Genomic DNA, 24,359 nt, shown 5'->3' with positions numbered 1-24,359 from the left:
CATCTGTGCCGTGCGTCACACCGACGTGAAACTTTCTTCGACCTCGTCGCGGCTCAGGACGGGGTCGCTTCCGGGCACGTAGGCGGGCTCGGTGTGCGGCACAGTGGTGCCTCCGGCGACCCGCTTCTGGGCTTGGCGGAACTCCAGCGTGGTGCCGGCCGCGGTGTGCAGCCCGTTGATGATCGACCACACGACGGCACGCCGGCCGGCCCGCTCGATCGGGTTCGGATCGGTGTGCCCGATGAGCTGTTTGGCCCACTTGGGCATGGTGTCGCGGATCGCCCAGTCGACCGCGCTCTGCGGCATGGGCAGGTTGGAGCCGGTGGCCATCGCCGCGCCGTGGGTCAGCGCCAGCTTGGGCAGGTACGACTCGAGGCAGTCCAGCGTCTCCGCCTTGGTGGCCGGAAGGTCGGTGCCGCCCAAGGCGTGGCCGACGCGGACGAACTCACCGTAGTACCGGTCAAGTTTCTTGCCGCGCAACGGATTCGGATGGTAGATCTCGTGTGCGGTGGCCAGCCCCCACACCACGGTCGCGTAGTTCCAGCGCAGCCAGTCCGGATCGTCGGCGTCGTATTTTGCCCCGTCCGGGCGGGTGCCTTTGATGGTGTGGTGCATGGAACGCACGGTCTTGGCGACCCGCTCGGCGGTTTCGGTGTTGCCGTAGGCGGTGCCGATGAAGAACGCGATCGAATGGCCCAGCCGGACCGCCGCGCCCTGCGGATCGATCTGCGGCACCGCCACCCCGGTCTCGGGGTCGCGTTTGACCAGTCGCGAATGGTGCATGCCCATCCAGTAGATCGACGGATCGAGGCGCTCCATGTACGCCGCGCACTGCAGGCCGAAGATCAACGCCTCGGTGTGTGAGTGGACGTGCCAGACCGCGCTGCCCGGTCCGAACCATCCCGGGTCACCCGCCGGCCCGGCGAACTCCATGCCACGGAAGTAGTGCTGGCGAATGTCCTTGTCGAACTTCCGCTGCAGCATCTGCTCGAGCACCTGGTGTGGCATGTCCACCGCGGACCCCCTTCTGGTTACGTCTGTAGCCAGAATACATTTTGGGTACGGGTGTGACCAGATCTAGTCTGAAGCAATGACCGGAGCACCCACCCCGACCCGCTGGGCCGGCGTGCCGCTCACGGACCGCCGTGCCGAGCGTCGCGCACTGCTCGTCGACGCGGCCTTCCGGCTGTTCGGCGACGGCGGGGAAGCCGCGCTGTCGGTGCGCTCGGTCTGTCGCGAGTGCGGCCTCAACACCCGCTACTTCTACGAGAGTTTCGCCGATACCGACGACCTGCTCGGCGCGGTCTACGACCAGGTGAGTGCGGCCTTGGCGGCCGACGTCGACGCCGCGATGGCCGGGGCGGGCGAGTCCGTTCGGTCCAGAACCCGCGCCGGGATCGCCGCCGTACTGGGCTTCAGTTCGGCCGACCCGCGTCGGGGACGAGTGCTGTTCACCGACGCCAGGGCCAACCCGGTGCTGGCCGCCCGGCGCACGGCCACCCAGGACTTGTTACGCGAGGCGGTGCTGTCGGAGGGCGGCCGGCTCAATCCGGGGTCGGACCCGGTCGCCGCCCAGGTCGGTGCGGCCATGTACACCGGGGCGATGGCCGAACTCGCCCAGCAGTGGCTGAGCGGGAACCTGGGCGACGACCTCGAGGCCGTGGTGGACTACGCGCTGCGGTTGGTGCTGGGGCGCTAGCCTCAGACCGCCGCCGGCCGCCAGCGCTTGATCCAGTCGGTCTCGGGCCACTGCTCCTCGGCCGCCAACAATTCGTACATCGTTGCGCGGTCGATGGATTCGCGGATGATGTCGGCGTGGCCGGCATGGCGACTGAGTTCCTCGATCAGATGCATGGCCACCCAGCGGACCGACCAGTTGTCGACATCCTGCGGAAACCACGGCACGTGGTGGGGTACGGGGACCGGGGTCTCTAGATCTGTTTCGGCGAGCACGCGCAGCGTCTCGGCGTTCTGGGCCTTGAATGCGTCGAGCAACTCGGCCAGTGTCTCGTGCTCGTGCATCACGTACTGGTCGGCATAGTCGGCCATCTGCTCTTCCATGGGCCGGGGATCCGGCGGCGGGAACTGCGGTGCATGCTCGGCGCGGGCCGTCCACCCCTGCTGCATCCCGGTGACGTGTTTGATCAGCCCGCCGATGGACAGCGCGCTCACCGACGGGGTGGAGCGAGCCTGCTCATCGGTCAGGCCGTGGGCCACGGCGAAGAAGGCGTTCTGCTGGAAGGCCACGAATCCGATCAGCGTCTGGCGTTCGTCGGCGGCGGGGGCGGGCATACCGGGCATCGTTCAGTTCTCCTTGCTCTTGGTGGTGTGTACGTAAAGGTCGCGAATGCAGGCGATCTCGGCGCCGTGGTGGATGACCTCCCGGTTGATGTGCAGGATCAGCACGGCCATCGAATGCTCGGCCCACGGACCTTCGGCCGGACCGACGGGCTTGGCCAGGTCATCTTCGCTCAGTCCCCGGACTCCGTCGATCCAATTCCGGTACGCGTCGTCGAGTTGGGTGAGGGCAGTGGCCGCATCGGTGGCGTACGGCCACGACTGATAGTCGGCGGGCGGCCCACCGAAGTGTGAGCGATTGCGCATGGCGAACACGCCGACGATCACGTGAGCCAGCCGCCACGCGATGGTGGTGAACGGTTCCGGTTGGGGCGGTGGATAACTGAAGTCGATGCCGCCGTCGGGGTGCACGGTCCAGCAGTCGGGCACCGGCTGCCAGAAATACTCGTCGTCGGTCAGTCCGTCGAGCCGCGGTCGGAGTTGATGCGTCCAGTGGAAGTCGAGTTGCTCGGCCAGAAGGTTTGTCCACATAGGACCACTGTGACACCTATATAGGACAGATTCGGTCCTAAAACTACGGCACACTTCTTGCATGACGGTGAGCAGCGAAACCACCGGCCGCGTGCTGCAACTCCTCGGGCTGTTGCAGTCGCGCAGGACCTGGACCGGTGAGGAACTGGCCGAGCGGCTCGATGTCACCACCCGCAGCGTCCGTCGTGACATCGAGCGGCTGCGCGAACTCGGGTATCCGGTGCAGGCCAGCAAGGGGCAGGGTGGCGGTTACCAACTGGGCGCGGGTGCGGCGTTGCCGCCGCTGCTGCTCGACCCCGACGAAGCCGTCGCCATGGCCGTCTGCCTGCGACTGGCCGCCGGCGGCAGCGTCGCCGGCGTCGGCGAGTCCGCGCTGCGGGCGCTGTCCAAGCTCGACCAGGTCATGCCCTCGCGGTTGCGTTCGCAGGTCTCGGCGGTGCACGGCGCGACCGTGACGCTGGCACCCAACTCGTCAGACGCACCGGTGGAACCCGAGGTGCTGATGACCCTGGCCCGAGCCTGCCGCGACCGCGAACACGTCAGGGCCGACTACACCGACATCCGCGGTAACCACACCCAGCGCCGGTTGGAGCCGTATCAACTCGTGACCACCGGGCGACGCTGGTACTTGATGGCCTATGACCGGGACCGCGAGGACTGGCGCAGCCTGCGGCTGGACCGCATGTCGGCGGTGGCGGCCCGCGGCAGCACCTTCGCGCCGCGCGCAGCTCCGGACGCGGCCGAATACGTCCGTCGCTCGATCAGCTCGTCGCCCTACCGCTACCGTGCCCGGGTCCGCTATCAAGCCCCGCAAGAGGTTGTGGCACAGAAGTTTCCGCCGGCCTCGGCCACCGTCGAGCCCGACGGGCCCGGCGCCTGCATCGTCACCGCCGGCGCCGACGACCCCGAACGCATGGTCCTCTACTTCGCGACCGTCGGCCACGACTTCGAAGTGCTGGAACCACCAGAGGTGATCGCGGCGGTACGCGCCGTCGCCGCCCGCCTGCGCGCCGCGACCGCAGACTAGGTGATCCCCAGCCGGTCGACGAGTGTCAGGAACGCGGCGGCGAAATCGTTGTCGGCGGTCGCGACCCGCACCCCATCCCAGTCGACCTGCTCGCGCACCGCGCGGGCCGCCGGCAGCAATGCGGCGAAGTCACAGTGGTGTTCGTTGAGCGAGCGCAGCTTCTCCGACATCACCAGCGTCGGCGGCAGGACCGGCATCCGGACCGCGAGCACATCCTGCACCTCGCCGCGGTCCAGTACGTCGGCGTCCACCGACACACCGTTGAGTTGGTAGAGCACGTCGACCAGGACATCGTCGTCGGGATAGGCCTTGAACAACCAGTCCTCGGGCACGTGCACGATCTGGAACCCGGCCTTGCGCAACGTCGTCTCGGCCGCTTCCGCGTCGGTCTCGGCGACGACGAAATCGACGTCGTGCACGGGTTCGGGCGCGCCGTACACCCACAGCGCATAGCTTCCGGCCAGGGCGAACCGCGGGCCGTGCGCCTTGAACGCCGACGCCGCGCGTTTGAGCGCGTCCCGCAGCTCATCGTTGCGGTCGAGCACGTGCCATCCCGGGTTGTCGGGGCATCGTCATGATGGGGGCGACGCCGTTGTGGGTATGGGGTACCCATGCGGCTGGCCACTTTCAACATTTTGCACGGACGCAGTGTTCACGACGGCGATGTCGACTTGGGCAGATTGGCGGCGGCCGTCACCGAACTGGACCCCGACATCCTGGCCCTGCAGGAGGTCGACTGTGATCAGCCGCGGTCGGGCAAGGCCGATCTGACCGCCGTGGCCGCCGATGCGATGAACGCCCCGTACCACCGATTCGTCGCGGCCATCTCCGGAACCCCCGGCGCGACGTGGATGGCCGCGACCGGCAGCGAACAACCCGGCACCGCCGCCTACGGGATCGCCCTGCTGTCCAGGTTCCCGGTCGAGAACTGGCAGGTGCTGAGGCTCCCGCGGATCCCGTTCCGGTTTCCCATGTACGTCTCGGGGATTCGTCGGGTCCGGGTCATCCATGAGGAACCTCGGGCCGCGGTCGTCGGCCGCGTCGACACTCCGCTGGGGCCGATCACGGTGGCCAACACCCACCTGTCGTTCGTTCCCTGGTGGAACCGCGTGCAGTTGCGGCACCTGGTCCGCGACGTCCGCGGCTTTCCGGGCCCGAGACTGCTGATGGGCGATCTGAACATGGGACCGGGCCAACCGGGCCGGTGGCATCCGCTCGGAACCGCGTTGACGTTCCCGGCCGACGAGCCGACGGTGCAGCTGGACCACATCCTCACCGACGACGCCAGGTTGTCGGCCGGGGACTGTGCCGCACCGCGGCTGCCGGTTTCGGATCACCGGGCGCTTGTCGTCGACATTTCGGAGCGGTGACGCCGTAGGGTTTTGAAATGCACGTCACGTCAGTGGAGACGACGGAGCTGTTTGCCGGGCCGGAGGATGCCCCTCGGCAGCTGGTGCGGGTGCGATACGAGGCCTGCGCCGCGCCGACGCCGATGCGGATCAGCGGGGACGGGCTTTCGGGTGAGGCGCTCGCCCCCGTAGGTGACGGCATCGTCGAGGTGCCGGTGGACGTCGAGCGCGGCGTGCCCGGCGAGGTCCGACGCGCGTGGGTGGGGGAGACGGCCTTCGGCTTCACCGTCGCCGAACCGGGCTGGACCATGTACCTGATCAGCCACTTCCACTACGACCCGGTCTGGTGGAACACCCAGGCCGCCTACACCAGTGTGTGGACCGAAGACCCGCCCGGACAATGCCGCCAGACCAACGGCTTCGACCTGGTGGCCGCCCACTTGGAGATGGCCCGGCGCGAGCCTGAATACAAGTTCGTGCTGGCCGAGGTGGACTACCTCAAGCCGTACTGGGACGCCAGGCCCGAGGACCGGGCCGACCTGCGCCGGTTCATCGCGCAGGGACGCGTCGAGATCATGGGCGGCACCTACAACGAGCCGAACACCAACCTCACCAGCCCGGAAACGGCGATCCGGAACTTTGTGTCCGGCATGGGTTTTCAACGCGACGTCATGGGCGCGGATCCGGCCACCGCGTGGCAGCTCGACGTGTTCGGGCACGACCCGCAGTTCCCCGGGATGGCCGCCGACGTCGGCCTGACGTCCAGTTCGTGGGCGCGCGGGCCGCATCACCAGTGGGGGCCCATGCAGAACGACGGCGACCCCGAGCGCATGCAGTTCGCCAGCGAGTTCGAGTGGATCGCGCCGTCGGGACGCGGGCTGCTCACGCACTACATGCCCGCCCACTACTCGGCCGGCTGGTGGATGGACTCGTCGGCCTCACTGGCCGAAGCCGAAGAATCCACCTACGCGCTGTTCACCAAACTCAAGCGAGTTGCGTTGACCCGCAACGTGCTCCTGCCCGTCGGCACCGACTACACCCCGCCCAACAAATGGGTCACCCAGATCCACCGTGACTGGAACGCGCGCTACGTCTGGCCGAAGTTCATCTGTGCGCTTCCGTCCGAGTTCTTCGCCGCGGTGCGCGCGGAAGCCGACGAACGCGGGATCACGCCGTCCCCGCAGACCCGCGACATGAACCCGATCTATACCGGCAAGGACGTCTCCTACATCGACACCAAGCAGGCCAACCGGGCCGCCGAAGACGCGGTGCTCGATGCCGAGCGCTTCGCGGTGTTCGCCGGACTGCTCGGCGGCGCGGACTACCCGCAGGCTGCTCTGGCCAAGGCGTGGGTGCAGCTGGCGTACGGGGCACACCACGACGCCATCACCGGATCGGAGTCCGATCAGGTCTATCTCGACCTGCTGACCAGCTGGCGCGACGCCTGGGAGCTGGGGGTCACCGCCCGCGACAACGCGCTGAACCTGCTGACCGAAGCTGTGGACGGTTCGGTCGTGGTATGGAACGCCTTGGCGCACAACCGGACTGACATCGTCACCGCGCACCTGGACGAACCGTTTCCCGGTGCCCTGCTCGACAGCGACGGCAACGAGGTGCCCGTGCTGGTCGAGCACGACGGAGCCACCGTGAGCTGGCTGGCCCGTGACGTCCCCTCGCTGGGCTGGCGGTCCTATCGCTTTGCCACCGGGCAGGCGCAGGGCTGGCATCCCGTGGCCGGCGTCGAGATCGCCAACGAGCGTTACCGGCTGCGTATCGATGCGGCCCGCGGCGGTGGGGTGTGCTCACTCATCGACGACGGGCGCGAGCTCATCGCCGACGGCGGCGTCGGCAACGAACTGGCCGTCTACGAGGAGTACCCGGCCCATCCCGAGGCCGGCGAAGGACCCTGGCATCTGCTTCCCACCGGACCGGTCGTGGGCTCGTCGGCCGCTCCCGCTGACGACGTGCAGTGCCAGCACAGCGCCCTCGGTCAGCGGGTGATCGTGCGCGGACACATTCCAGATCTGTTGCGCTACACCCAGATCATCACGCTGTGGTCGGGGGTCCAGCGCGTCGATTGCCGCACCGTCATCGACGAGTTCGTCGGGGCCGACCGCCTGGTGCGGCTGCGCTGGCCCTGCCCGGTGCCCGGCGCGTTGCCGGTCAGCGAGGTCGGCGACGCGGTGATCGGCCGTGGATTCGGACTGCTGCACGACAGTTCGTCGCCTCAGGCGGTAGATGCCGCGCAACACCCGTGGACGCTCGACAATCCGGCCTACGGTTGGTTCGGCCTGTCCTCGGCGGTGCGCGTGCGCATCGGCGACGCCGTCCGGGCGGTGTCGGTGGCCGAGGTCGTCGCTTCCGGCGAAGGTGCCGATCCGCGCGAGCTGATGGTGGCGCTGGTCCGCGCCGGGGTGACGGCCACCTGCAGCGCCGCCGACAAACCCCGCTACGGGGACCTCGCGGTGGACTCCAACCTGCCCGACACCCGGTTCGCGCTCGGCGGTCCCGATGAAAACCCGTTCACCGCGGCTGTTCTCGCCGAAGCCGACATCGCCTATAGCGACGAGTTCAAACGCCAGATCGACGCGACGGGCTCGGCACGAGTGTGGGTGCCGGCCACCGCGCCGTTGGCCCAACAATGGGTGCCCGGTGCCGACCTGCGTGGCGTCCGAACCCTGCCGGTGCTGATCCTGGCCGGCGACATCGACGCGGTGATCCAGGATCTGGCGGATGCCGAGATCCTCGTCAGCCAGCAGGCGCCCGCGGCGGCCGAACCGTTCGAGGCCCGCACCGTCGCACTGCTGAACCGCGGTGTGCCCAGCTTCGCCATCGAGCCCGACGGCGCCCTGCACACATCCCTGATGCGGTCCTGCACGGGCTGGCCTTCGGGTACCTGGATCGACCCGCCGCGCCGTACCGCACCGGACGGATCCAACTTCCAATTGCAGCACTGGACACACACATTCGACTACGCGGTGGTCACCGGCGCCGGTGACTGGCGGGCCGCGGGTGTCGCTTCGAGCGCCGCCGAGTTCAACCGGCCGCTGCAGCCGGTCGTGACCGATTCGGATGCGGCCGGCGGGCTGCCGTCGTGGGGCTCATTGCTGGAGATCGAGCCGGCGGGCACCGTGCAACTGGGCGCGCTCAAAGCCGCGGGTAACCCCCTCGCATCGGGCAGCGTCCGCAGTACCGATCCGGCCGACGGGGTGACTGCGCGGCTGGTCGAGATCACCGGCACCCCCGCCGAGGCCACACTGCGCTCGGGCCTGCGCGCGGTCACCGCGGCGGCGAACCTCAATCTGCTGGAAGAACCCGCAGCAGAGCAGCCCTCACATCTGAGCCTGCACGGCTACCAGATCGCTACCGTCTCCACCCAACTCAACCTGCCCAGGGTGTTGCGCGGCGAGCATCGACGACTGGCGCCCGACGCCGAGGCGGCCCAACCGCTCTACGCCAGGTACTGGCTGCACAATCGCGGTCCCGCACCTCTGGGCGGCCTTCCTGCCGTCGCGTACCTGCACCCGGAAAGCGTTGTCGGCCAAGCCGGCAGCGAGGTGGTGGTCCGGCTGACCGCGGCCAGCGATTGTACCGACGCCGCGCTGCACGGCCGGGTCAGGCTGACCGGCCCTGCCGACTGGGACGTGCAGCCCGATGAGTTGCCCTATGTCCTGCCGCCGGGTGAACACCTGGAAACCGATGTGGTGGTGAGCATCCCGGCCTCCGCGGAGCCGGGGCTGTATCCGCTGCGTGCCGAACTGGTGGTGACCGGCAGCGGATCAGATGCGCTACCGCCCTCGTGGCGGCAGGTGGTCGAGGACGTCTGCGTCGTCAGGATCGGTGAACCCGAAGCACGCGTGCTCAAGCTGGTGTCCGAGCCCCGGGACGTCGATATCAGAGCCGGTGAGACCGCACGGCTGTCGATGACGATCGGCACCGACGCCCGCACCGGCATGAGCGCCGAGGCACATCTGATCAGCCCGTGGGGGACCTGGGACTGGATGGGGCCTGCGGCGGTCGGCGTCGAACTGCCCGCTGCGGGTACCGCCGAAATCGTTTTCGATGTCACGCCACCGCCTTGGGTCGAGCCGGGCCAGTGGTGGGCGTTGGTCCGGGTCGGTTGTGCCGGGCGACTGGTTTACTCTCCCGCGGTGAAGGTCACGGTGCGATGAGCCGCGTGGAGTGGGCGGCGCAAGTGGCCGGAAAACCGGTGTCGGTCACCGAGATCGACGAACGGGAGGCGGTCCTGCGCGCGGGAAACCGAGAAGCGGCGCTACCACGACCCGGCACCAGCGAGGGGCGGCAGTTGCGCCGCTGGCTGACCCAATTGGCGGTGGCCGAGAAAGTGGTCGCCGACGAGGCCTCGGCCCGCGGGCTGACCGGCCTCGGCGCCCCCGGCCGAGACGAGGTGCTGCCCGACACCGCGGCCCGGCTGGAGATCGGCAGCGTCGCCGCTGCGACGCTGGACTCCGCACCGGCGCGAGCGGTCTTCGTGGACGTGACTGCGGCGGTGCACATCTCCGATGCGGAGGTGGCTGCCTACCACGCGCGCAACCCCATGCGATTCGCGCTGAAACCGGCGGGACCCGACGGTTGGCGGGGCCGGCCGGTTGCGCCGCCGCTGGAACAGGTGCGCTGCCGGATCGCCGCGCATCTGACCGCGGCCGCCCGCAGGAAGGCCTTCCGGCAGTGGCTCGACGCGCGCTGTGCCGCGGTGGTGCGACTCGCGCCCGGATACGAGCATCCCGGAGACCCGCGTCAACCGGACAACACGCACAAGCACTAGGAGCACCAGGTGACTCTCACCCTCGCGGTCGACATCGGCGGCACCAAGATCGCAGCCGGTCTGGTCGACCCCGAGGGGCAGTTGGTGCACCGGGCCCAGCTGCCGACCCCCGACGGCGACGCCGAGACGGTCTGGGCCGTCGTCGAGAAGCTGCTCGACGAGACCATGCAGACCGCGGACGGCGCCGCGACCGGTGTCGGTGTCGCTTCGGCCGGCCCGATCGACCTGCGCAGCGGCACCATCAGCCCGATCAATATCACTGAGTGGCAACGCTTTCCGATCGTCGACCGGGTCGCCGCTGCGACCCGGTTGCCGGTGCGGCTCGGCGGCGACGGGTTGTGTATGGCGATGGGCGAGCAATGGTGCGGGGCGGGGCGGGGCGCGCAGTTCCTGCTCGGCATGGTGGTCTCGACCGGGGTCGGCGGCGGTCTGGTGCTCGACGGCGCGCCGTACGACGGCCGCACTGGCAATGCCGGACACGTCGGCCACGTCGTCGTCGCACCCGACGGTGAAGACGCGTGTACGTGCGGCGGGCGCGGCTGCGTCGAGACCATCGCGTCCGGCCCGAGCTTGGTCAGATGGGCCCGGCGACACGGGTGGGAAGGTACCGACGCCAAGGCGCTGGGTGGCGCCGCGAACCAGGGAGACGAATTGGCGCTCAAGGCATTTGAGCGCGGCGCCCGGGCGGTGGCGGCCATGATCGCGTCGGTGGGCGCGGTGTGCGACCTCGACCTGGTGGTGATCGGCGGGGGAGTGGCCAAGTCCGGGGCGCTGTTGTTCGATCCGCTGCGCGCGGCGCTGACCGACTACGCCGGGCTGGAGTTCCTGCGCGGCCTGCGAGTCGTCCCGGCCGAACTCGGTGGGGATGCCGGCCTGGTGGGTGCGGCGGCCCTGGCCCGCGGCTGACGCTTTTGCTTCTGGAGCTCCATGTGGGTGCGGCCCCAGTCGCACAACGCGCCCAGCACCGGCGCCAGCGTCTGGCCGTACTCGGAGATCGAATAATGCACGCACGGCGGCACCGTGCCCGCGTCATGGCGATCGATGATCCCGGCGTCGACCAGATCGTGCAGATGCCGGATCAGCATCCGCTCGGTGATCTCGGGGATGCTGCGGCGCAACTCGGCGGTGCGCATCGGCCCGTCGGACAACCGCCACAGGATGGTTCCTTTCCAGCGCCCATCGATGACCGACAACGTCGCGTCGATAGGGCACTCGCCGACCTCTTTCTTGGAAACCGCCATGGGACAAATCCTCCCATCGCGCTGACTAATTTGTCAGTACCTTGTTTTTTGGCAGCACGCTGAGCAGGCTTGATGCCATGGAAGAGGTTCTGCAAATTCTCGCCCTGATCGTCACCGGCCCGCTTGTCGGCGTGGAGTTCGGGGTCGCGGCGTTCACCAACCCGATCCTGCAGCGGCTGCCGGACGCGGCCTACCGCCAGGCCCGCGGCACCGGCAGCCGGATTCTCGGAACCGTGATGCCGTTCTGGTACCTCGGGGCGACGGCGCTGTTGATCGCTGTCGCGGTGTGGCGTCCCGGGCCGTTGCTCATCACGGCCGTGGTGTTGATGGGGGTGATCATGCTGTTGTCCGTCACCACACTGGTGCCGATCAACAACCGCGTGGCGGCGGGCGCAGGCGGGGAGGGGGAACCGGACCGGTTCGGCGAGCTCACCGGCCGCTGGGACCGGCTGCACTGGCTGCGGGTGGCGTTGCTGGTGGCGGCGTTCGTGCTGTTGGTGATGGGTGCACGGTGAACAGTTTGCGAGGCGGAAGCGGCCGTTTTGGCTGATCGGTAGGTGTTCGGCTACTCTGGTCGAGTTCCACCGAAGACCGTCGGTCACCTAGCAATAGGTTGAAGGTCCGGAAGTGTCTGTTGTTCTTCGCGCAAGCGGCTCATCAGAGACCCGGCGGCCCACGCAGGAGGACGAGGCTAGACCAGTTTCGTGCTGGATATCTGTGCGCCCCGACCTGTCTGCGTCGGGGCGTTCGTCATTTCACGGCCCCAAGTTGGTGGAGCACCCGATACCCACCACAAGGAGGCATGCATGGCCAAGGCTGACAAAGCCACGGCGGTTGCCGACATTGCTGAGCAGTTCAAGGCGTCGACGGCCACCGTCGTCACCGAGTACCGCGGGCTGACTGTGGCGAACCTGGCTGAGCTGCGTCGTTCCCTCGGCGACTCCGCCACGTACACCGTCGCCAAGAACACTCTGGTGAAGCGCGCTGCGTCCGAAGCCGGCATTGAAGGTCTCGACGAGCTGTTCGCCGGTCCCACGGCGATCGCGTTCGTCCAGGGTGAGCCGGTTGACGCCGCCAAGGCGATCAAGAAGTTCGCCAAGGACAACAAGGCGCTCGTCATCAAGGGCGGCTACATGGACGGCAAGGCGCTGTCCGTCGCCGAGGTCGAGAAGATCGCCGACCTCGAGTCGCGCGAGGTTCTGCTCGCCAAGCTGGCAGGTGCCATGAAGGGCAACCTGTCCAAGGCCGCCGGCCTGTTCAACGCGCCCGCTTCTCAGGTGGCCCGCCTCGCCGCGGCGCTGCAGGAGAAGAAGGCCGGCGAAGAAGCCGCTTAACCGCTGTCGCTTAACCGCAACCGCACCATCCACCCGAACATCTGTAAGAAAAATCAGGAAGGACCATAAACATGGCCAAGCTGTCCACCGACGAACTGCTCGACGCTTTCAAGGAAATGACCCTGCTGGAGCTCTCTGAGTTCGTGAAGCAGTTCGAAGAGGTCTTCGAGGTCACCGCTGCCGCTCCGGTCGCCGTCGCCGCCGCCCCCGCCGCCGGTGGCGCCGCCGCCGAGGCCGGCGAGGAGCAGTCGGAGTTCGACGTCATCCTCGAGGGTGCCGGCGACAAGAAGATCGGCGTGATCAAGGTCGTCCGCGAGATCGTCTCCGGCCTGGGCCTGAAGGAAGCCAAGGATCTGGTCGACGGCGCTCCCAAGCCGCTGCTGGAGAAGGTCTCCAAGGAGGCCGCCGAGGACGCCAAGAGCAAGCTCGAGGCTGCCGGCGCCACCGTCACCGTCAAGTAGTCCGATACCGGACCGCAAGAACCCCCGAATCCCCACGGATTCGGGGGTTCTTCGCTTGTAAGGGCGGGATTGCTCCGCGTTGAGCCTGGGTACTCCCCGATGTTGGGAGACATGCATAGGTGGTCGGCGTTGCGTGCGCTATGGTGACTCAAGCCACAGGCCGCAGCAGGTGGCGGGGTGAGCCGTAGGCGGAAGGATCTTTATGGGCGTCCAGATCGATGTGACGGGGCTGAGCAAATCTTTCGGATCGTCGAAGATTTGGGAAGACGTCACGATGTCGATTCCTGCTGGCGAGGTCAGCGTGCTTCTGGGCCCGTCGGGTACCGGTAAGTCGGTGTTCCTGAAGTCCCTGATCGGCCTGCTGCGCCCCGAGCGCGGCTCGATCGTCATCGACGGCACCAACATCCTGGAGTGCTCGGCCAAGGAGCTCTACGAGATCCGCACTCTGTTCGGTGTGCTGTTCCAGGACGGCGCGCTGTTCGGCTCGATGAACATCTATGACAACACCGCCTTCCCGTTGCGCGAGCACACGAAGAAGAGCGAGAGCGAAATCCGCAACATCGTCATGGAGAAGCTCGACCTGGTCGGTATGCCCAATGACGGGCACAAGTTCCCCGGCGAGATCTCCGGCGGTATGCGCAAGCGTGCCGGCCTGGCCCGCGCCCTGGTGCTCGACCCGCAGATCATCCTGTGTGACGAGCCCGACTCCGGTCTGGACCCGGTACGTACCGCCTACCTGAGCCAGCTGCTCATCGACATCAACGCCCAGATCGACGCCACGGTGCTGATCGTGACGCACAACATCAACATCGCCCGGACCGTGCCCGACAACATCGGCATGCTGTTCCGTAAGCAGCTGGTCATGTTCGGCCCCCGTGAGGTGTTGCTGACCAGCGAGGAGCCTGTGGTCAAGCAGTTCCTCAACGGTCGTCGTATCGGTCCGATCGGTATGTCGGAGGAGAAGGACGAGGCGACCGCGGCCGCCGAGCAGGCCATGCTGGACGCCGGTCAGCACGACGGTGGCGTCGAGGAGATCGAAGGCGTGCCGCCGCAGCTCACCGCGACCCCGGGTATGCCCGAACGGCAGGGCGTCCTGCGGCGCCAGGCCCGCGTGCGCGAGATCCTGCACACCCTGCCGCCGGCCGCGCAAGCCGCGATCCTCGACGACCTGGAGGGCACGCACAAGCTGCCGGTGCACCAGTTCGGCGACGAGCCCACCACGCGCCACCACCGCCCGGTTGAGGACGACGCACCGACCGGCGCCATCGAGGTGCCGCACCAGAGCTGAGTTTGGATGAATCAGGCCGGACCCGAGGGTCCGGCCTGATTTGCGTCGGGGGACAGGGGGCATTCGCAGATCGTGCAGCTGGGGGCCATCGAGCGCATCTGGCATGCCGACCACGTCTTTCACGTATCGGCGCGGGGCCGTGGAAACGGGCTCGTCATCCCGGATCGGTAGTTTGCCCGAGCTGCAGGTCAGGGGAGATCTAGAGGCACCAAACCGCGCGTCACCTCTTGACGGACGGCCATGGACAGGCCAATCTGTTGGGCAGCATGTGTGAACGGGTTGAGGGACGCCAGCCAGCGCCGGGTGACCCGATTCATGCGGTGAGTATTTGGTGGTTGAGGACTGCTCGTTGAATAAGTGGCCGTCTTGCGCTATTGTTGGACGTTGCGCTGGCTGCATCCTGCCCACCCTCACCTGACCTCCACATAGTGTTCTAGCCTGAGCGTTGCTCAGTACCTAGTCCTGTGCCGTGCGTATGGGGTTCTGGACAGGCTGAAGTGGGAAGTAGCCAGCCGAACCGACGCAGAAAAAGCGACGATCGGGCCGGCACTCGGATCTCTTCGAAGGCCTTCCGCGCAGTCGCATGAGGTGCTGGAAGGATGCATCTTGGCAGTCTCTAGCCAGAGCAAGTCAGCGAACGCTATCACCAATAACTCCGTCCCAGGAGCACCGAACCGAGTTTCCTTTGCCAAGCTCCGCGAACCGCTTGAGGTTCCGGGGCTGCTCGACGTTCAGACGGATTCCTTCGACTGGCTCGTGGGTTCGGATGAGTGGCGGCAGAAGGCCGTCGATCGCGGTGAGACCGACCCCAAGGGCGGCCTCGAAGAGGTGCTCGAAGAGCTCTCCCCGATCGAGGATTTCTCGGGCTCGATGTCGCTGAGCTTCTCCGACCCGCGCTTCGACGAGGTCAAGGCGCCGGTCGACGAGTGCAAAGACAAGGACATGACGTACGCGGCCCCGCTGTTCGTCACGGCCGAGTTCATCAACAACAACACCGGTGAGATCAAGAGCCAGACGGTCTTCATGGGTGACTTCCCGATGATGACCGAGAAGGGCACCTTCATCATCAACGGCACCGAGCGTGTCGTGGTGAGCCAGCTCGTGCGCTCTCCCGGTGTGTACTTCGACGAGAGCATCGACAAGTCCACCGAGAAGACGCTGCACAGCGTCAAGGTGATCCCCGGCCGCGGTGCGTGGCTGGAGTTCGACGTCGACAAGCGCGACACCGTCGGCGTCCGCATCGACCGCAAGCGTCGTCAGCCGGTCACCGTGCTGCTCAAGGCGCTCGGTTGGACCAACGAGCAGATCACCGAGCGCTTCGGGTTCTCCGAGATCATGATGGGCACCCTGGAGAAGGACAGCACCGCCGGTCCCGACGAGGCGCTGCTCGACATCTACCGCAAGCTGCGCCCGGGCGAGCCGCCGACCAAGGAATCCGCGCAGACCCTGCTGGAGAACCTGTTCTTCAAGGAGAAGCGCTACGACCTGGCCCGCGTGGGTCGCTACAAGGTCAACAAGAAGCTAGGCCTCAACGCCGGCCAGCCGATCACGTCGTCGACGCTGACCGAGGAAGACGTCGTCGCCACCATCGAGTACCTGGTGCGCCTGCACGAGGGCCAGACCACGATGACCGTCCCCGGCGGCGTCGAGGTCCCGGTCGAGGTGGACGACATCGACCACTTCGGTAACCGTCGTCTGCGCACCGTGGGTGAGCTGATCCAGAATCAGATCCGGGTCGGCCTGTCCCGCATGGAGCGCGTCGTGCGTGAGCGCATGACCACCCAGGACGTCGAGGCGATCACGCCGCAGACCCTGATCAACATCCGTCCCGTCGTGGCGGCGATCAAGGAGTTCTTCGGTACCAGCCAGCTGTCGCAGTTCATGGACCAGAACAACCCGCTTTCGGGTCTGACCCACAAGCGTCGCCTGTCGGCGCTGGGCCCCGGCGGTCTGTCCCGTGAGCGTGCCGGCCTTGAGGTCCGCGACGTGCACGCCAGCCACTACGGCCGCATGTGCCCGATCGAGACCCCTGAGGGTCCGAACATCGGTCTGATCGGCTCGCTGTCGGTGTACGCCCGGGTCAACCCGTTCGGCTTCATCGAGACGCCGTACCGCAAGGTCGTCGACGGTGTGGTCACCGACCAGATCGACTACCTGACCGCCGACGAGGAGGACCGCCACGTCGTGGCGCAGGCCAACTCGCCGATCGACGCCGACGGCCGCTTCACCGAAGACCGCGTCATGGTGCGTCGTAAGGGCGGCGAGGTCGAGAACGTGGCCCCGTCCGACGTCGACTACATGGACGTCTCGCCGCGCCAGATGGTGTCTGTCGCGACCGCGATGATCCCGTTCCTCGAGCACGACGACGCCAACCGCGCCCTGATGGGTGCCAACATGCAGCGCCAGGCGGTTCCGCTGGTGCGCAGCGAGGCCCCGCTGGTCGGTACCGGCATGGAGCTGCGTGCCGCCATCGACGCCGGCGATGTCGTCGTCTCCGAGAAGGCGGGCGTCGTCGAGGAGGTCTCGGCCGACTACATCACCGTGATGGCCGACGACGGCACCCGGCACACCTACCGGATGCGCAAGTTCGCGCGGTCCAACCACGGCACCTGCGCCAACCAGCGTCCGATCGTGGACGCCGGCCAGCGCGTGGAGGCCGGCCAGGTCGTCGCCGACGGTCCGTGCACCGAGAACGGTGAGATGGCCCTGGGCAAGAACCTGCTCGTGGCGATCATGCCGTGGGAAGGCCACAACTACGAGGACGCGATCATCCTCTCGAACCGGTTGGTCGAAGAGGACGTGCTCACCTCGATTCACATCGAAGAGCACGAGATCGACGCCCGCGACACCAAGCTGGGCGCCGAGGAGATCACCCGGGACATCCCGAACGTCTCCGATGAGGTGCTGGCCGATCTCGACGAACGCGGCATCGTCCGCATCGGCGCCGAGGTCCGCGACGGCGACATCCTGGTCGGCAAGGTCACCCCGAAGGGTGAGACCGAGCTGACCCCGGAAGAGCGCCTGCTGCGTGCCATCTTCGGTGAGAAGGCACGCGAGGTCCGCGACACCTCGCTGAAGGTGCCGCACGGTGAATCCGGCAAGGTCATCGGCATCCGCGTGTTCTCTCGCGAGGACGACGACGAGCTGCCCGCCGGCGTCAACGAGCTGGTCCGCGTGTACGTGGCCCAGAAGCGCAAGATCTCCGACGGCGACAAGCTCGCCGGACGCCACGGCAACAAGGGCGTCATCGGCAAGATCCTGCCCGTCGAGGACATGCCGTTCCTGCCCGATGGCACCCCGGTGGACATCATCCTGAACACCCACGGTGTGCCGCGTCGTATGAACATCGGCCAGATCCTGGAAACCCACCTCGGGTGGGTGGCCAAGGCCGGCTGGAACATCGACGTCGCCGCGGGGACTCCGGAGTGGGCGAGCAAGCTGCCCGAGCAGCTGTACTCGGCCCCGGTCGACAGCATCGTGAGCACCCCGGTGTTCGACGGTGCCCGCGAAGAGGAGCTGGCCGGTCTGCTCGGCTCGACGCTGCCCAACCGTGACGGCGACGTCATGGTCGACAGCGACGGCAAGGCGACCCTGTTCGACGGCCGCAGTGGCGAACCGTTCCCGTACCCCGTGACGGTCGGCTACATGTACATGCTGAAGCTGCACCACCTGGTGGACGACAAGATCCACGCCCGCTCCACCGGTCCGTACTCGATGATCACCCAGCAGCCGCTCGGTGGTAAGGCGCAGTTCGGTGGCCAGCGATTCGGTGAGATGGAATGTTGGGCCATGCAGGCCTACGGCGCCGCCTACACCCTGCAGGAGCTGCTGACCATCAAGTCCGACGACACCGTCGGCCGGGTCAAGGTGTACGAGGCCATCGTCAAGGGCGAGAACATCCCCGAACCCGGTATCCCGGAGTCGTTCAAGGTGCTTCTCAAGGAGCTGCAGTCGCTGTGCCTCAATGTCGAGGTCCTGTCTTCTGACGGAGCCGCGATCGAGATGCGTGACGGTGACGACGAGGACCTGGAGCGCGCTGCCGCGAACCTGGGAATCAACCTGTCGCGCAACGAGTCCGCTTCAGTCGAAGACCTCGCCTAAGACCGCCAGCCATTTAGTTTCAACACCCGCAAGGGGAAAGGGAGTTACGTGCTAGACGTCAACTTCTTCGATGAACTCCGCATCGGCCTGGCCACTGCGGACGACATCCGCAACTGGTCCTTCGGCGAGGTCAAGAAGCCGGAGACCATCAACTACCGCACGCTCAAGCCCGAGAAGGACGGCCTGTTCTGCGAGAAGATCTTCGGACCGACTCGCGACTGGGAGTGCTACTGCGGTAAGTACAAGCGCGTCCGCTTCAAGGGCATCATCTGTGAGCGCTGCGGCGTCGAGGTCACTCGCGCCAAGGTGCGCCGTGAGCGGATGGGCCACATCGAACTGGCCGCACCCGTCACGCACATCTGGTACTTCAAGGGTGTTCCGTCGCGGTTGGGCTACCTGCTCGACCTGGCCCCGAAGGATCTGGAAAAGATCATCTACTTCGCGGCCTACGTGATCACCTCCGTCGACGACGAGATGCGCCACAACGAGCTGTCCACGCTCGAGGCCGAGATGGCCGTCGAGCGCAAGGCCGTCGAGGATCAGCGCGACTCCGACCTGGAGGCCCGGGCACAGAAGCTCGAGGCCGACCTGGCCGAGCTCGAAGCCGAGGGTGCCAAGTCCGACGTCCGCCGCAAGGTGCGCGACGGCGGCGAGCGTGAGATGCGTCAGCTCCGCGACCGGGCCCAGCGTGAGCTGGACCGGCTCGACGAGATCTGGACCACCTTCACCAAGCTGGCTCCCAAGCAGCTCATCGTGGACGAGGTGCTCTACCGCGAGCTGCAGGACCGCTACGGCGAGTACTTCACCGGCGCCATGGGCGCGGAGTCGATCAAGAAGCTCATCGAGAACTTCGACATCGAGGCCGAGGCCGAGAGCCTGCGTGAGACCATCCGCAGCGGCAAGGGGCAGAAGAAGCTGCGCGCCCTCAAGCGCCTGAAGGTCGTCGCGGCCTTCCAGCAGTCGGGCAACTCCCCGCTGGGCATGGTGCTCGACGCCGTCCCGGTGATCCCGCCGGAGCTGCGTCCGATGGTTCAGCTCGACGGTGGCCGCTTCGCCACCTCCGACCTGAACGACCTGTACCGCCGCGTGATCAACCGCAACAACCGGCTCAAGCGACTGATCGACCTCGGCGCGCCCGAGATCATCGTCAACAACGAGAAGCGCATGCTTCAGGAGTCGGTGGACGCGCTGTTCGACAACGGCCGTCGCGGCCGTCCGGTCACCGGTCCGGGCAACCGTCCGCTCAAGTCGCTGTCCGATCTGCTCAAGGGCAAGCAGGGCCGCTTCCGTCAGAACCTGCTGGGTAAGCGCGTCGACTACTCGGGCCGTTCGGTCATCGTGGTCGGCCCGCAGCTCAAGCTGCACCAGTGCGGTCTGCCGAAGCTCATGGCTCTCGAGCTGTTCAAGCCGTTCGTGATGAAGCGTCTGGTCGACCTGAACCACGCGCAGAACATCAAGAGCGCCAAGCGCATGGTGGAGCGTCAGCGTCCCCAGGTGTGGGATGTCCTCGAAGAGGTCATCGCCGAGCACCCGGTGCTGCTGAACCGTGCACCTACGCTGCACCGCCTGGGTATCCAGGCCTTCGAGCCGCAGCTGGTGGAAGGCAAGGCCATCCAGCTGCACCCGCTGGTGTGTGAGGCGTTCAACGCCGACTTCGACGGTGACCAGATGGCCGTGCACCTGCCCCTGTCGGCAGAGGCGCAGGCCGAGGCCCGCATCCTGATGCTGTCGTCGAACAACATCCTGTCGCCCGCGTCGGGTAAGCCGCTGGCCATGCCGCGTCTGGACATGGTGACCGGCCTGTACTACCTGACCACCCTCGTCGAGGGTGACAAGGGCGAGTACGCGCCGGCCGGCAAGGATTCGCCGGAGCAGGGTGTGTACAGCAGCCCGGCCGAGGCCATCATGGCGATGGACCGCGGCGCCCTGTCGGTGCGCGCCAAGATCAAGGTGCGGCTGACCGACGCGCGTCCGCCGGCCAGCGTCGAGGCTGCACTTTTCGGCTCCTCCGAGCACGGTGGCTGGAAGCCGGGCGACGCCTGGACCGCGGAGACCACGCTGGGCCGGGTGCTCTTCAACGAGCTGCTGCCCAAGGGCTACCCGTTCGTCAACGAGCAGATGCACAAGAAGGTCCAGGCCCGGATCATCAACGATCTGGCCGAGCGCTTCCCGATGATCGTGGTGGCGCAGACCGTCGACAAGCTCAAGGACGCCGGTTTCCACTGGGCCACCCGTTCGGGTGTCACGGTCTCGATGGCCGACGTTCTGGTGCCGCCGCAGAAGCAGGAGATCCTGGAGCGGCACGAGGCCGAGGCCGAGGCGATCGAGCGCAAGTACCAGCGCGGCGCGCTGAACCACAACGAGCGCAACGAGTCCCTGGTCAAGATCTGGCAGGACGCCACCGAAGAGGTGGGTAAGGCGCTGGAGGAGTACTACCCGGCCGACAACCCGATCATCACGATCGTGAAGTCCGGCGCCACGGGTAACCTCACCCAGACCCGCACCCTGGCCGGCATGAAGGGTCTGGTGACCAACCCGAAGGGTGAGTTCATCCCGCGCCCGATCAAGTCCTCGTTCCGTGAGGGCCTGACAGTGTTGGAGTACTTCATCAACACCCACGGTGCCCGTAAGGGTCTGGCCGACACCGCTCTTCGTACCGCCGACTCGGGTTACCTGACCCGTCGTCTGGTGGACGTGTCGCAGGACGTCATCGTTCGCGAGAACGACTGCGAGACCGAGCGCGGCATCATCGTCACGCTGGCCGAGCGCGCTGCGGACGGTTCGCTGATCCGCGACGCCCACGTCGAAACCTCGGCGTTCGCCCGGACCCTGGCCACCGACGCAGTCGATGCCGACGGCAACGTCGTCATCGAGCGCGGCCATGACCTGGGTGACCCGGCCATCGACGCGCTGCTGGCTGCCGGCATCTCGCAGGTGAAGGTCCGCTCCGTGCTGACCTGTGGCTCGGCTGCCGGTGTGTGTGCCAAGTGCTACGGCCGTTCGATGGCCACCGGCAAGCTGGTCGACATCGGCGAGGCCGTCGGTATCGTCGCCGCCCAGTCCATCGGTGAGCCCGGTACCCAGCTGACCATGCGTACCTTCCACCAGGGTGGTGTTACCGGTGGCGCCGACATCGTCGGTGGTCTGCCCCGCGTGCAGGAGCTGTTCGAGGCTCGTATCCCGCGGAACAAGGCGCCCATCGCCGACGTCGCGGGCCGGGTCCGGCTGGAGGAGAGCGACAAGTTCTTCAAGATCACCATCGTTCCCGACGATGGTGGCGAGGAAGTTGTCTACGACAAGCTCTCCAAGCGTCAGCGCCTGCGCGTGATCACCCACGAGGACGGCTCCGAAGGCGTGCTGTCCGACGGTGACCACGTCGAGGTCGGCGACCAGCTGATGGAAGGCTCCGCCGATCCGCACGAGGTGCTGCGTGTCCAGGGCCCCCGCGAGGTGCAGATCCACCTCGTCAAGGAGGTCCAGGAGGTCTACCGGGCCCAGGGCGTGTCGATCCACGACAAGCACATCGAGGTCATCGTCCGGCAGATGCTGCGTCGCGTCACGATCATCGACTCGGGCGCCACGGAGTTCCTGCCCGGTTCGCTCACCGAGCGGGCCGAGTTCGAGACCGAGAACCGTCGCGTCGTGGCCGAGGGCGGCGAGCCCGCGGCCGGACGTCCGGTGCTGATGGGTATCACCAAGGCATCGCTGGCCACGGATTCGTGGCTGTCGGCGGCGTCGTTCCAGGAGACCACCCGCGTGCTGACCGATGCGGCGATCAACTGCCGCAGCGACAAGCTGCAGGGTCTGAAGGAAAACGTGATCATCGGCAAGCTGATCCCGGCCGGTACCGGCATCGCCCGTTACCGCGACATCCAGGTGCAGCCGACCGAAGAAGCCCGCGCTGCGGCGTACACGATCCCGTCCTACGAGGATCAGTACTACAGCCCGGACTTCGGCCAGGCCACCGGTGCTGCGGTGCCGCTGGACGATTACGGATACAGCGATTACCGCTAGCGCGTAGCTGCGCGAGCAGACGCGAATGTCCCCGCACGCCCGGCGTGTCGGGGACATTTGCGTCTGGTGGGCAAGTTATCCACAGGTGCTCGACCTCGCCGCTTTGTAGTGAGCCGGCGGGCAATCACGATGAACGGGTGTTCATCGATGAGGTGTTCGCCGTCAACGGCGGTGTGGCTACGCACCGGCAGCTGATGGAAGTGATGTCCCGAAAGGCTCTCGCGCAACATTTGCGTGTCGGAGCCATCACCCGGGTGTGGCACGGAATCTACGCACTCAACTCGCCGGATACTCGCGACCGGCTCGCCGGGCTGGACCTGATCGCCGGCAAGCCCATGGTCGCCTGCCTGTATACCGCAGCTGACCTGTATGGCTTCGGCACCGACGGTGATGCACGAGTTCATGTACTCGACCCTGGTGTCCGGATGCGCCCGACTGTCGGGCTGATGGTCCATCAGAGAACTGGGGCGCCGTTACAGCGTGTGCACGGTCGGTTGGCGACGGCTCCGGCATGGACGGCCATCGAAGTCGCGCGAACCTTGCGCCGGCCGCGTGCCCTGGCGGTGCTCGACGCCGCTGTGCGTAGCGGCACCTGCAGTGCAGTGCAACTCGACGCAGCGATACGGGAGCAGAAGGGGCGGCGCGGGATCGTCAAGGTCCGCGAGCTGCTGCCGCACGCCGACGGCCGCGCGGAGTCTCCGATGGAGAGTGAAGCACGGCTCGCGTTCATCGACGGCGGACTGCCTCTGCCTGAGTTGCAGTACGAGATCGTCGATCGGTGCGGGCAACTGTGGCGCGTCGATTTCGCTTGGCCGGAAGCGATGGTGGTGGCCGAGTACGAGAGCATGGATTGGCATGCCAGCCGCGAGGCGCTGAAGCACGACCGGCTGAAGGTCGCCCGGCTGCAGGAGTGCGGTTGGATGTCAGTCCCGCTGGTGGTCGATGATGTTCGTCGCCATCCATTGGACCTGGTTGCCAGGATTCGCCACCATCTGGAGCGCCCCTTACTCGCGGGCTGAGCAGACACATATGTCCCCGACACGCCGCGGAATGAGGGACATATGTGTCTGGTCGGCGGAAGTTGGGTGTCACCGTCCCCGCCTAGACTTGGCGGCGTGCTCATCGGCTCGCATGTAGACAACACCGACCCATTGGCCGCGGCCGCCGCAGACGGTGCCGACGTGGTGCAGTTCTTCCTCGGCAACCCGCAGAGCTGGAAGAAACCCAAGCCGCGCGAGGACGCCGAGGTGCTGAAAGCGTCGACGGTGCCGCTGTATGTGCACGCGCCGTACCTGATCAACGTGGCCTCAGCCAACAACCGGGTGCGGATTCCGTCCCGTAAGATCCTGCAGGACACGTGTGACGCCGCCGCCGAGATCGGCGCGACCGCCGTGATCGTGCACGGCGGCCATGCCGATGACAACGACATGGAGGCCGGGTTCGAACGTTGGGCCAAGGCACTGGACTACCTGAACACCGATGTGCCGGTCTACCTGGAGAACACCGCAGGCGGCGACCACGCCATGGCCCGGCATTTCGACACCATCTCCCGGTTGTGGGATTCCATCGGGGACAAGGGAATTGGCTTCTGCCTCGACACCTGCCACGCCTGGGCGGCGGGGGAGGCGTTGATCGACGCGGTGGACCGGATCAAGGGCATCACCGGCCGCATCGACTTGGTGCACTGCAACGATTCCCGCGACGCGGCCGGCTCGGGGGCGGACCGCCACGCCAATTTCGGTGCCGGGCAGATCGATCCGCAGTTGCTGGCGGCAGTCGTCAAGGCGGCTGACGCGCCGGTGATCTGCGAGACCGCGGAAGCGGGACGTAAGGATGACATCGCCTTCTTGCGTGAGCACGCGCGCTGATAACGATCGGTGGTCTGAACCGTTTTCAACGGCCACATGACGTGTTGGTGAACTACCGTCA

Annotated in this window: 19 protein-coding genes; 14 read left to right on the top strand and 5 right to left on the bottom strand. The window is 66.9% G+C overall.

Going from position 1 to position 24,359, the window contains the following annotated elements:
* Positions 1 to 15: 15 nt before the first annotated feature.
* Positions 16 to 1,014, bottom strand: a complete 999-nt coding sequence (locus tag K6L26_RS25750) for an oxygenase MpaB family protein (protein ID WP_221851969.1) — start codon at positions 1,012 to 1,014, stop codon at positions 16 to 18.
* 76 nt (positions 1,015 to 1,090) lie between these two features.
* Here K6L26_RS25750 and K6L26_RS25745 point away from each other — a divergent pair, with 76 nt between their 5' ends.
* Positions 1,091 to 1,699, top strand: coding sequence for a TetR/AcrR family transcriptional regulator (locus K6L26_RS25745; RefSeq protein WP_047040350.1), 609 nt, complete (start codon positions 1,091 to 1,093; stop codon positions 1,697 to 1,699).
* 2 nt (positions 1,700 to 1,701) lie between these two features.
* On the opposite strand, the gene K6L26_RS25740 is transcribed toward K6L26_RS25745, so the two are convergent.
* Positions 1,702 to 2,301 carry a DinB family protein gene (locus K6L26_RS25740; protein ID WP_221851967.1) on the bottom strand — a complete coding sequence of 200 codons (600 nt, stop codon included), beginning with the start codon at positions 2,299 to 2,301 and terminating at the stop codon, positions 1,702 to 1,704.
* Between the two features lie 3 nt (positions 2,302 to 2,304).
* Complete coding sequence (locus tag K6L26_RS25735; protein ID WP_221851966.1) at positions 2,305 to 2,829, bottom strand: DinB family protein; 525 nt, start codon at positions 2,827 to 2,829, stop codon at positions 2,305 to 2,307.
* Positions 2,830 to 2,890: 61 nt separating this feature from the next.
* On the opposite strand from K6L26_RS25735, the gene K6L26_RS25730 reads away from it, so the two are divergent.
* Positions 2,891 to 3,856 carry a helix-turn-helix transcriptional regulator gene (locus K6L26_RS25730; RefSeq protein ID WP_221851964.1) on the top strand — a complete coding sequence of 322 codons (966 nt, stop codon included), beginning with the start codon at positions 2,891 to 2,893 and terminating at the stop codon, positions 3,854 to 3,856.
* Here the strand turns inward: K6L26_RS25730 and K6L26_RS25725 are convergent.
* Positions 3,853 to 4,401 carry a nucleotidyltransferase family protein gene (locus K6L26_RS25725; protein WP_085142664.1) on the bottom strand — a complete coding sequence of 183 codons (549 nt, stop codon included), beginning with the start codon at positions 4,399 to 4,401 and terminating at the stop codon, positions 3,853 to 3,855. The two genes, K6L26_RS25730 and K6L26_RS25725, sit on opposite strands and share 4 nt — an antisense overlap.
* A 66-nt stretch (positions 4,402 to 4,467) precedes the next feature.
* Here K6L26_RS25725 and K6L26_RS25720 point away from each other — a divergent pair, with 66 nt between their 5' ends.
* From K6L26_RS25720 to K6L26_RS25705, 4 genes are read left to right on the top strand one after another with little or no spacing between them, the layout of a single operon-like run.
* Positions 4,468 to 5,226, top strand: coding sequence for an endonuclease/exonuclease/phosphatase family protein (locus K6L26_RS25720; protein WP_221851962.1), 759 nt, complete (start codon positions 4,468 to 4,470; stop codon positions 5,224 to 5,226).
* A gap of 17 nt (positions 5,227 to 5,243) precedes the next feature.
* Positions 5,244 to 9,377 carry a glycoside hydrolase family 38 N-terminal domain-containing protein gene (locus K6L26_RS25715; RefSeq protein WP_221851961.1) on the top strand — a complete coding sequence of 1,378 codons (4,134 nt, stop codon included), beginning with the start codon at positions 5,244 to 5,246 and terminating at the stop codon, positions 9,375 to 9,377.
* Positions 9,374 to 9,991: a DUF7158 domain-containing protein gene (locus tag K6L26_RS25710; protein ID WP_047040359.1), complete on the top strand. Its 618-nt coding sequence runs from the start codon at positions 9,374 to 9,376 to the stop codon at positions 9,989 to 9,991. The genes K6L26_RS25715 and K6L26_RS25710 overlap by 4 nt, the downstream gene beginning before the upstream one ends.
* Positions 9,992 to 10,000: 9 nt before the next feature.
* Positions 10,001 to 10,897: an ROK family protein gene (locus K6L26_RS25705; protein WP_019346572.1), complete on the top strand. Its 897-nt coding sequence runs from the start codon at positions 10,001 to 10,003 to the stop codon at positions 10,895 to 10,897.
* Here the strand turns inward: K6L26_RS25705 and K6L26_RS25700 are convergent.
* Positions 10,798 to 11,232, bottom strand: a complete 435-nt coding sequence (locus K6L26_RS25700) for a winged helix-turn-helix transcriptional regulator (RefSeq protein ID WP_047328153.1) — start codon at positions 11,230 to 11,232, stop codon at positions 10,798 to 10,800. The two genes, K6L26_RS25705 and K6L26_RS25700, sit on opposite strands and share 100 nt — an antisense overlap.
* A gap of 77 nt (positions 11,233 to 11,309) precedes the next feature.
* On the opposite strand from K6L26_RS25700, the gene K6L26_RS25695 reads away from it, so the two are divergent.
* The 8 genes from K6L26_RS25695 (at position 11,310) to K6L26_RS25660 (ending at position 24,298) form a co-directional block, all read left to right on the top strand.
* Complete coding sequence (locus K6L26_RS25695; RefSeq protein ID WP_085142655.1) at positions 11,310 to 11,747, top strand: anthrone oxygenase family protein; 438 nt, start codon at positions 11,310 to 11,312, stop codon at positions 11,745 to 11,747.
* Between the two features lie 291 nt (positions 11,748 to 12,038).
* Positions 12,039 to 12,566 (top strand): 50S ribosomal protein L10, encoded by a 528-nt coding sequence (gene rplJ, locus K6L26_RS25690; RefSeq protein ID WP_019346901.1) that lies wholly within the window; start codon positions 12,039 to 12,041, stop codon positions 12,564 to 12,566.
* A gap of 71 nt (positions 12,567 to 12,637) precedes the next feature.
* Entirely contained in the window at positions 12,638 to 13,027 is a 390-nt protein-coding gene (gene rplL, locus K6L26_RS25685) for a 50S ribosomal protein L7/L12 (protein WP_019346900.1), read from the top strand.
* Between the two features lie 202 nt (positions 13,028 to 13,229).
* The gene (locus tag K6L26_RS25680) at positions 13,230 to 14,315 is read left to right on the top strand and encodes an ABC transporter ATP-binding protein (RefSeq protein ID WP_019346899.1); all 1,086 of its coding nucleotides are present in this window, start codon (positions 13,230 to 13,232) and stop codon (positions 14,313 to 14,315) included.
* A 588-nt stretch (positions 14,316 to 14,903) separates the two neighbouring features.
* Positions 14,904 to 18,416, top strand: coding sequence for a DNA-directed RNA polymerase subunit beta (rpoB, locus tag K6L26_RS25675; protein ID WP_036389104.1), 3,513 nt, complete (start codon positions 14,904 to 14,906; stop codon positions 18,414 to 18,416).
* Between the two features lie 48 nt (positions 18,417 to 18,464).
* The gene (locus K6L26_RS25670; protein WP_076215837.1) at positions 18,465 to 22,430 is read left to right on the top strand and encodes a DNA-directed RNA polymerase subunit beta'; all 3,966 of its coding nucleotides are present in this window, start codon (positions 18,465 to 18,467) and stop codon (positions 22,428 to 22,430) included.
* A gap of 194 nt (positions 22,431 to 22,624) precedes the next feature.
* Entirely contained in the window at positions 22,625 to 23,449 is an 825-nt protein-coding gene (locus tag K6L26_RS25665) for a type IV toxin-antitoxin system AbiEi family antitoxin (RefSeq protein WP_234709460.1), read from the top strand.
* Between the two features lie 96 nt (positions 23,450 to 23,545).
* Complete coding sequence (locus tag K6L26_RS25660) at positions 23,546 to 24,298, top strand: deoxyribonuclease IV (RefSeq protein WP_019348653.1); 753 nt, start codon at positions 23,546 to 23,548, stop codon at positions 24,296 to 24,298.
* Positions 24,299 to 24,359: the final 61 nt, after the last annotated feature.

It is taken from the genome of Mycobacterium farcinogenes (assembly GCF_019739075.1).
GTDB lineage: Bacteria > Actinomycetota > Actinomycetes > Mycobacteriales > Mycobacteriaceae > Mycobacterium > Mycobacterium senegalense.
This window is presented reverse-complemented; position numbering and strand designations above follow the sequence as displayed.

Bases quoted from the DNA above. Each gene is read 5' to 3' on its own strand.
- K6L26_RS25720 (WP_221851962.1), top strand. From the start codon at position 4,468: ATGCGGCTGGCCACTTTCAACATTTTGCACGGACGCAGTGTTCACGAC.
- K6L26_RS25710 (WP_047040359.1), top strand. From the start codon at position 9,374: ATGAGCCGCGTGGAGTGGGCGGCGCAAGTGGCCGGAAAACCGGTGTCG.
- K6L26_RS25695 (WP_085142655.1), top strand. From the start codon at position 11,310: ATGGAAGAGGTTCTGCAAATTCTCGCCCTGATCGTCACCGGCCCGCTT.
- K6L26_RS25680 (WP_019346899.1), top strand. From the start codon at position 13,230: ATGGGCGTCCAGATCGATGTGACGGGGCTGAGCAAATCTTTCGGATCG.
- K6L26_RS25715 (WP_221851961.1), top strand. From the start codon at position 5,244: ATGCACGTCACGTCAGTGGAGACGACGGAGCTGTTTGCCGGGCCGGAG.
- K6L26_RS25665 (WP_234709460.1), top strand. From the start codon at position 22,625: ATGGAAGTGATGTCCCGAAAGGCTCTCGCGCAACATTTGCGTGTCGGA.
- K6L26_RS25735 (WP_221851966.1), bottom strand. From the start codon at position 2,829: ATGTGGACAAACCTTCTGGCCGAGCAACTCGACTTCCACTGGACGCAT.
- rplJ (WP_019346901.1), top strand. From the start codon at position 12,039: ATGGCCAAGGCTGACAAAGCCACGGCGGTTGCCGACATTGCTGAGCAG.
- K6L26_RS25740 (WP_221851967.1), bottom strand. From the start codon at position 2,301: ATGCCCGGTATGCCCGCCCCCGCCGCCGACGAACGCCAGACGCTGATC.
- K6L26_RS25745 (WP_047040350.1), top strand. From the start codon at position 1,091: ATGACCGGAGCACCCACCCCGACCCGCTGGGCCGGCGTGCCGCTCACG.
- rplL (WP_019346900.1), top strand. From the start codon at position 12,638: ATGGCCAAGCTGTCCACCGACGAACTGCTCGACGCTTTCAAGGAAATG.
- K6L26_RS25700 (WP_047328153.1), bottom strand. From the start codon at position 11,232: ATGGCGGTTTCCAAGAAAGAGGTCGGCGAGTGCCCTATCGACGCGACG.
- K6L26_RS25730 (WP_221851964.1), top strand. From the start codon at position 2,891: ATGACGGTGAGCAGCGAAACCACCGGCCGCGTGCTGCAACTCCTCGGG.